Here is a 2,441-nt window from a genome sequence, read left to right on the forward strand (position 1 = left end):
CAGCCTGTCGGAGAGCAACAGCCCGAGCGGCTTCAGGTCCTCCATCGCGCCCTGCAGGTCCTCGACATATCGACCGGCAAACGGGTTCTTGACCACGGCGAGAGCCGCGGCGCGCAGGCGCGGCTCCTTCGCCGCTGGGCCGCCGTCGTGGAAGATCTCTTCGGTCAACACCGCGACCTTGCGGATCGGGAATTCAGGCATGGGCAGTTTCCTTCGCTTTATGCTTGTTGGGCGCAGCGAGCGCTACGGAGCCACTGATGCGGGTTTGGCCGGCAAGGAACAGCGCCGACGCGGCGATCAGGCCGCGCCGACGAAAATTTTCGGCGACGGCAAGGCCGTTATCCAGCGCCCGGGCCACCTCGCCGGGCGCTAGCCCGCCGACGCCCTGCGTCACCAGCCGTTCGCCGAGATCGCTGTCGGGCGAAAGATCCCGCGCCGGCACGCGATGAACCGCCGGATGCCCAGGCAGGTCGACCGCGTTGGCAATCAGCGTCGCCGCGGCATCCGCCTCGGCGCCGGTCCGCGCCAGCACGGTGACCGCGTCGGCGATGCCCAGCGAAAAGGAGCGGCCGCGCCAGCCACTGGTGGCGACGCCGCGCACGCCGTCTTCGGCGCGGATCGTGATGCGGTCGGCCATGCCGTGCCCGGTGCCGGCGATCGCCAGCGTTATCGTGCCGCCCTTGCCGAGATGAATGGCGCTGTCGCCGCCATTGTTGACGTAGGCGCGCTCGAGCCGGCGTCCGGCGAGAAGCGCGGCCAGAACTTCGTCGGCTACCGAACCCGCAACGGCGGCCATCGGCGTGATGAAGCTTTCCGCGAGCGGTGCGACCGCGGCCTCCATGCGCCGCGCGGTCGGACCTGCAAAAACGCTCGGCGTCAAAGACGCCGGACGGCGCAATTCGGGAAGCTCCTCGACCAGTTCGGTCAGGATTGTCTGGAAGCGCGCGACGGCCTGCGCGCAGGCGGCGCGGCGTTCAGCTGCATCGCCAAAGGCCTCGACGATGAGGTCGATCGGCCCGTGATTGAGATGAAGCCGCCTGCCGTCGGCGAGCCAATGCGCCTGCGGACCGTTCATCAGTCGGCCCCATTGGCCGGGATGCGGCGCAATTGCGCCAACGGCGGCCAGGGATTGCCGGCCGGCGCGCCGGCATTGCTGCGCGGATTAAGGTACTCGCCGCCTTTGGCAAGAATGTCCTCGACGCTGCGGATCTCGTCCTCGTAACCGCCGAGCCGGACGTAGTCGTCGCGGCGCATGGTGAATTCGATCGGCGCGACCAGCGCCGGCGTCGGCACATAGCCGAATGCGCCTTCCGGCACGCGGGTGACATCGACCATCAGGGTGATGCCGCCGCCCGGCCAGACATAGACCGGCGCGCCGCCGACCGTGACATAGGTCTTCAGGCCCTGAACCGAGCGGGTGAGATTGACCGGGTTTTCGGTGACGCCGGCGCGCAGCGAGCCGCCCGCGCCGCCGATGAAGAGCACAGTGCACAGGGCCGGCTCGCAATTGTCCTCGATCAGGCCGACGGATTTCTGCAGCCGCTCCGGGAACGGTTTCTCGACCGGTTTCAACTGATCGTCCAGCTCGTAGTAAGCGAACTGTTCGCCCGTGGTCGAGACCATCAGCAGCGACAGGCCGGGGCGAGCACCCTTCTTGGCGTTCCAATCGCCCAGGATCGACAGCGGATCGGAGATCGTCGTGCCGCCCCAGCCGAGACCGGGCTCCGAAACCTTGAAGTAGCGGCCGGGCGTCGAGCGGCGGCCGATGATCTTTATCCCGGTATCCTCCCAGCCCAGTACCTTGCCGGCCTGATGTTCCGACACGACCCCGGTGATATGGTCGTCAACCACCACAACCTCGTCGACGAGCCCGCGCCATTGCGTGGCGAACATGCCGATGGTGGCCGAACCGCAGCCGACGCGCATGCGATGCTCGATCTTGCCGTCGATGACCGGCGCCTTGCCAGCCTCGACAATGACCGTCGCACCGCCGTCGATGGTGAGCTCGACCGGCTTCCTGTTGCAGAGGTTGAGAAGCGCGTCGCAAGTCGCGCGGCCTTCAGCCTTGGAGCCGCCGGTCAAGTGATGCACACCGCCAAGCGACAGCATCTGCGAGCCATATTCGCCAGTGGTGACGTGGCCGATCGCCTCGCCTTCCGAGCGCACGGTCGCCGTCTCGTCGCCGATGTGGCGGTCCGTATCGATCTTCACCTTGACGCCGCAATAGGAGAAGATGCCCTCGGTGACGACGGTGACGAGATCGACGCCCTCGACCTCCTGGCTGACGATGAAAGGTGCGGGCTTGTAATCCGGGTAGGTGGTGCCGGCGCCGATCGCGGTGACGAAGCGGCGGCCGGTGTTGACCAGCTCGCCACCCCACTCCTCGCCCTCGGCGACGAATGGCACGACCGCGCCGCCGGTCTCGGCCGCGTGGTCGAGGA

The 2,441-nt window shown here is 67.6% G+C and carries 3 protein-coding genes; all 3 read right to left on the bottom strand.

Annotation, left to right across the window (positions count from 1 at the left end; translation table 11 throughout):
- A partial coding sequence (locus tag EOA75_RS31840; protein WP_164747714.1) for an amino acid synthesis family protein occupies positions 1 to 201 on the bottom strand: 201 nt, incomplete at its 3' end.
- Entirely contained in the window at positions 194 to 1,075 is an 882-nt protein-coding gene (locus EOA75_RS31845) for a UPF0280 family protein (protein ID WP_127326070.1), read from the bottom strand. The genes EOA75_RS31845 and EOA75_RS31840, both read right to left, overlap by 8 nt.
- On the bottom strand, positions 1,075 to 2,441 hold a 1,367-nt coding region (locus tag EOA75_RS31850), incomplete at its 5' end, for a 6-hydroxynicotinate reductase (RefSeq protein ID WP_127326071.1). The genes EOA75_RS31850 and EOA75_RS31845, both read right to left, overlap by 1 nt.

The organism is Mesorhizobium sp. M1A.F.Ca.IN.022.07.1.1 (assembly GCF_003997575.1).
GTDB lineage: Bacteria > Pseudomonadota > Alphaproteobacteria > Rhizobiales > Rhizobiaceae > Mesorhizobium.

What these genes read in the sequence shown, in the direction of transcription:
- EOA75_RS31845 (WP_127326070.1), bottom strand. Translation starts at nt 1,075, where the DNA reads ATGAACGGTCCGCAGGCGCATTGGCTCGCCGACGGCAGGCGGCTTCAT.